This window comes from Actinoallomurus acaciae (genome assembly GCF_042429965.1).
In the GTDB taxonomy this organism is placed as follows: Bacteria; Actinomycetota; Actinomycetes; order Streptosporangiales; family Streptosporangiaceae; genus Actinoallomurus; species Actinoallomurus acaciae.
The window spans coordinates 1-4,785 of record NZ_JBHLZP010000585.1; the positions used below are offsets into that span (position 1 = coordinate 1).

A 4,785-nucleotide genomic window follows, 5' to 3' on the forward strand; every position below is an offset into this window, starting at 1 on the left:
GTACGGCGAGCTGGTCCGCCGCGGCCGGCCGGCGCAGGTCGTGCAGACCGTACTCGATGAGGACGAGCAGGGGTGGTGACCGTCTCGGCGCCGCTTCGGGCGGCCACCACCCGCGGCCGTCACGTTTCGTCGGCGGGACGGGAGAGGCGTTCGTCCAGTTTCTCCCGGAACTCCGCCGGCAGTTCCAGCTCTCCGGCCTTGATCCGATCGAGCAGGTCGATCCACGCGCTCGGCCGGAAGAACAGTTTCGGGCCATCGGGGTCCTTGCTGTCGCGGACCGCGACCACTCGCTCGGACTCGGCCGGTACCTGCGTCACTGGCTCACACCTTTACGGTAAGACGTCTTTTATTAAATGCATTATGCCTTAGTCGAGAGAGGAAAGGGGATCCCGTGAGTGGGATAATCGAGTCGGCGGAAGTGCTTTTCGTCGACGGTGCTGACGTGCCCGTCAAGCATAAACACGACGACCACATGGTGGTCCTGCGGGATGCGGATAACCCCGACGGCGACGCGCTGTATTACACCCCGAACGAATGGGAGGCGTTCGTTCTCGGGGTGAAGGACGGTGAATTCGACGACCTGGCCACCGGGCCCGGCGTGCCGATGCCGGAGCCCGACGCGTCGAATGACGGTCAGTCCGCGGCCTTTCCCTGGACCGGCCGTCCGGGATATCCGGTCAGCGGAGGATCCAAGGCCTGACGCACCCGTATCCGGTGAAGCGAGTGACCTCACCGGCCACCGCCGACAGACTCAGGCGGGCAGCCTCACGGTGAAGGCGGAGCCCCGCCCGGGTTCGGAGGCGGCGGTCACGGTGCCGCCGTGGGCCTCGGCGAGCTTGCGGACGATGGGCAGGCCCAGGCCGCTGCCGCCGGCCTGGCGGGTGCGGGACTTCTCCGCGCGCCAGAAGCGGTCGAAGACGTGGGGCAGGTCCGACGGATCGATCCCGGTCCCGGTGTCGGTGACGTCGATCGAGATCCACTGCCCGTCCCGGCGGCCGTGGACGGTGATCGTGCCGCCGGGAGGCGTGTGGCGCAGGGCGTTGGACACCAGGTTGCCGACCGCCTGACGCAGGCGTACCGGGTCGGCGTGCACGTCGACGTCGTCGTCGGCCCGTACGGTCAGCGTGACGCCCGCCTCGTCCGACCGGGCCCGGTGCGCCGCCGCCACCTGGGCGAGCACGTCGTGGAGCCGTACGTCCTCCGGACAGAGCCGTAGCCGCCCGGCGTCGGCCATCGCCAGGTCCTGGAGGTCGTCGATGATGCGCTGCAGGAGCAGCGCCTCCTCCAGCAGCGAGGAGATGAGCTGCTCGTCGGGACGGGTGAGGCCGTCCTCGGTGGCCTCCAGCCACCCGCGGACGTTGCTCAGCGGGGTCCGCAGCTCATGGGCGATGTCGCTGACCATCGTCTTGCGCAACGCCTCCATGCGGGCCCGTGCCTCGGCCATGTCGTTGAACGCCGACGCCAGGCGGCCGATCTCGTCCCGGCCGCCGACCTTCACCTTGGTGGCCAGGTCTCCACCGGTGATGCGTTGCGCGGCCTCGGTCAGGGCTCGCAGCGGCCGGACGAGCCGTACACCGGCCAGAACGGTGATCGCCACCGTGAGCAGGAGGACCAGGGCCACGACACCGATGACGCGTGACCTGCCGCCCGAGGACAGCACGAAACTGGGCGTGGAACCCTGGCTCCCGCCGATGAACAGCAGCGCGGACGGGGAGACGTACGGGGTGAGCTGCTCGCGGCGGGACTGCGCGAGGCAGCCGCGGATCTGCGCGTCGACCTGGGCGGCCAACGAGGGCTTCGGGCGCTTACGAGGAAGCACGACCCAGCTCAGGTCGGGGTTGAGGATGACGCCGCTCAGCTTCTGGCCGGCCAGGCAGGCGTCGACCATCGTGTTCAGCCCCTGCAGGGCACGCCGTTCGGTCTTGACGGGTTCATCCAGCTCCGGAGTACCGCAGTAGGTGTTCAGGACGTCGGATGAGCTGCTGACGTGCGGGCGCCCGTTGGGGTCCTGCTCGATCGCCCCGGAGCCCGTCCGTCCCCGGATGCACCGCAGGACACGTTCGGCCGAACGCAGCAACGTGGTCCGCTCATCCGCGGTCAGCCGGAACGGGCCGACGGCTCTGGGGTCGATGCGGTCGGCGGCGGCCGGCACCAGGACCGGGTCCACCGCCAGCGGGTCGACGACCGTCGGGGTGCCGGCCGGTGGCGGGCCGCCGCTCTTGGACGAGTCCGCGATCGGCCGGCGTTCCTGCGTGGTGAGGGTGACGCGGTGGCCGGTGCCGCGCGCCAGCCGGGCGACGGTCGGGCCGACCCCGTCCCACGACCGATGCGTGGCGGCGTACCCGACCAGCTCGTTGTAGGTGCCGGCGTCGTCGGTCACCGCCTGCGCCTGCTGGTGCCGGAGCGCCTCGGTGGTGGTCCGCGTGGCCAGCCAGGCGGTCGTCGTGACCGAACCGACCGCGACGAGCACGGAGATCGCCAGCAGCCGGGTGAGGAGGCTCCGGCTCCACGGCACGCTAGCGCGCGGCATCGTCGCGCACGCCGTCCGTCAGCTTGTATCCGACGCCGTAGACGGTGAGGAGACACGTCGGCCGGCGCGGCCGCGACTCGATCTTCTTCCGGAGGTTCATGACGTGCACGTCGATGGTCCGGCTCGTGATGAAGCGGTCGAAGCCGTGCAGCCGCTCGAGCAGCTGTTCCCGGGTGAAGACCCGATCGGGCTCGGCGGCCATCGTCTCCAGCAGGTGGAACTCACCGGGCGTGCACTCGATCCGCTCGCCGTTCCGGCTGACCTCGTGGCGGACCGGGTCGACGACGATGTCACCCACCCGGAGCCGTGAGTCGGCCGTCGTACGCCGCGTCCGCCGGAGCAGGGTACGGACCCGGGCGGTCAGCTCCCGTGGGCTGAAGGGCTTGGTCATGTAGTCGTCGGCACCCAGGTCGAGCCCCAGCAGCAGGTCGTCCTCGGTGGACCGGGCGGTGAGCATCAGCACGGCCACGTCGCTCTCCTCGCGCAGGATCCGGCAGACCTCCAGGCCGTCCACTCTGGGGAGCATCACGTCGAGCACCAGGAGGTCGGTCTTCCGGCGGCGCGTCGCGTCGATGGCGGCGCGCCCGTCGTGCACGACGACGACCGAGTGCCGGTCCCGTTCGAGGTAGCGGCGCACGAGTTCGGCCTGTTTGACGTCGTCCTCGGCGATGACGATCTGCGCGCACATGACCTGGATCGTACGGTTCGGAGCCGGCGCGCGAGCCCGCGCCACGACATCCTCATCGCCTCCTCACAGGTACCTGACATTCGGCCGCGACCGTGACGATCGTGACGAGACGGCTTCAACGGAAGACGACCGTGGTGATCGGCGTACTCGCCCTCGGCTCGGCGGTCACGTTCGGCGCGGTGGCACTGACGCCGCACCGCCGTGCCTCCGCGCGGCCGGAGACCGCGCCCGTCCAGGTGACCACGGTCATCCGGACCGACCTGTCGGACAGCCGGTCGTTCGATGGCACCCTCGGCCATGGGAGACCGCGTCCGCTGAAGGGCACGGGCAAGGGCGTGCTGACGCGGCTGCCCGGCGTGGGCACGGTCGCCACCCGCGGTGAGTCCCTCTACCGGGTGAACGACCGGCCGGTCCCGGTGTTCTACGGGCACACGCCGCTGTTCCGGAAGCTGGGCGCCGCGCACGTACACGGCTCCGACGTGGCCATGGTCGAGGCCAACCTGGCGGCGCTCGGCTACCTCACCGGTGTGCCGAACTCCTTCATGACGCCGGCGCTCCGTGCCGCGCTGAGGCGGTGGCAGTCCAAGGCGGGGCTTCCGGCCACCGGCACGCTGAGCCCCGGGCAGGTCGCCGTGGTCCCGGGCCCGGTCCGGGTCGGCTCCGTCCAGGCGCAGCCCGGCGACCCGGCGGCCGGACCGATCATGACCGTCACCTCCACGACGAAGGTCGTGACCATGCCGGTCGACCCCACCGAGGCGGACGGCCTCAAGGCCGGCGCGGCCGTCACCGTCGTACGGCCGGACGAGCGGCACATCCGCGCGAAGGTCACCTCGGTCGGCACGACCGTGCACGGAGACGCACCCGGCGGAGACGGGGACGACTCTCCGAAGCTGAACGTCACGGTCACCCCCTTGCACGGCCGGGACGTCGCGGGCCTGGACGCCGCCTCGGTGCGGGTGCTGGTCGCCACCGAGAAGCACGCGAACGTGCTGGCGGTGCCGGTCGGCGCGCTGCTGGCGCTGCGCGAGGGCGGGTACGCGGTCCAGCCGCCCGGCGGAGGGCTCATGCCGGTCAGGACCGGCATGTTCGCCCGCGAGCTCGTGGAGATCAGCGGGCCGGGCATCGTGGCCGGGCTGAAGGTGGTGACGGCGGCGTCATGACTCCGGTCGTCGAGCTCCGCGACGTGAGCAAGCGCCACCCCGGCGACGTGGTCGCCCTCGACCGCGTCTCGCTGTCGATCGGAGAAGGGGAGCGGCTCGCCATCGTCGGCCCCTCCGGTTCGGGGAAGTCGACCCTGCTCAACATCCTCGGGACGCTCGACCTGCCGACGTCCGGCACCGTCGAGGTCGGAGGCCGGGACGTCACCCGCCTGCCCGACCGGCGGCTGTCGGCGCTGCGCGGGCGCCGGCTCGGCTTCGTCTTCCAGCAGTTCCACCTCACCGACGGCCTGAGCGCCGCCGACAACGTCGCCACCGGGCTGCTCTACGCGGGAGTGCCGCGCCGGCGCCGCCGCCCGATGGCCCTGGAGGCGCTCGCCCGGCTCGGGCTCGGGCACCGCGCGGACCAC

General features: G+C 71.4%; 6 protein-coding genes. 3 read left to right on the plus strand and 3 right to left on the minus strand.

Going from position 1 to position 4,785, the window contains the following annotated elements:
- Nucleotides 1-119: 119 nt before the first annotated feature.
- Nucleotides 120-317 (minus strand): DUF397 domain-containing protein, encoded by a 198-nt coding sequence (locus ACFFNX_RS42525; protein ID WP_378211928.1) that lies wholly within the window; start codon nt 315-317, stop codon nt 120-122.
- 101 nt (nt 318-418) lie between these two features.
- Between ACFFNX_RS42525 and ACFFNX_RS42530 the strand changes: the two genes are divergently transcribed.
- Nucleotides 419-700: a DUF397 domain-containing protein gene (locus ACFFNX_RS42530; protein WP_378211929.1), complete on the plus strand. Its 282-nt coding sequence runs from the start codon at nt 419-421 to the stop codon at nt 698-700.
- Nucleotides 701-751: 51 nt separating this feature from the next.
- Here ACFFNX_RS42530 and ACFFNX_RS42535 read toward each other — a convergent pair whose 3' ends face one another.
- Both ACFFNX_RS42535 and ACFFNX_RS42540 read right to left on the minus strand, forming a co-directional pair.
- Nucleotides 752-2,515, minus strand: coding sequence for a sensor histidine kinase (locus ACFFNX_RS42535; RefSeq protein WP_378211930.1), 1,764 nt, complete (start codon nt 2,513-2,515; stop codon nt 752-754).
- A gap of 1 nt (nt 2,516) precedes the next feature.
- Nucleotides 2,517-3,218: a response regulator gene (locus tag ACFFNX_RS42540; RefSeq protein WP_378211931.1), complete on the minus strand. Its 702-nt coding sequence runs from the start codon at nt 3,216-3,218 to the stop codon at nt 2,517-2,519.
- Between the two features lie 101 nt (nt 3,219-3,319).
- Between ACFFNX_RS42540 and ACFFNX_RS42545 the strand changes: the two genes are divergently transcribed.
- Complete coding sequence (locus ACFFNX_RS42545; RefSeq protein WP_378211932.1) at nt 3,320-4,378, plus strand: peptidoglycan-binding protein; 1,059 nt, start codon at nt 3,320-3,322, stop codon at nt 4,376-4,378.
- Nucleotides 4,375-4,785, plus strand: a 411-nt coding sequence (locus tag ACFFNX_RS42550) for an ABC transporter ATP-binding protein (RefSeq protein ID WP_378211933.1), incomplete at its 3' end; no start/stop codon positions are given. The genes ACFFNX_RS42545 and ACFFNX_RS42550, both read left to right, overlap by 4 nt.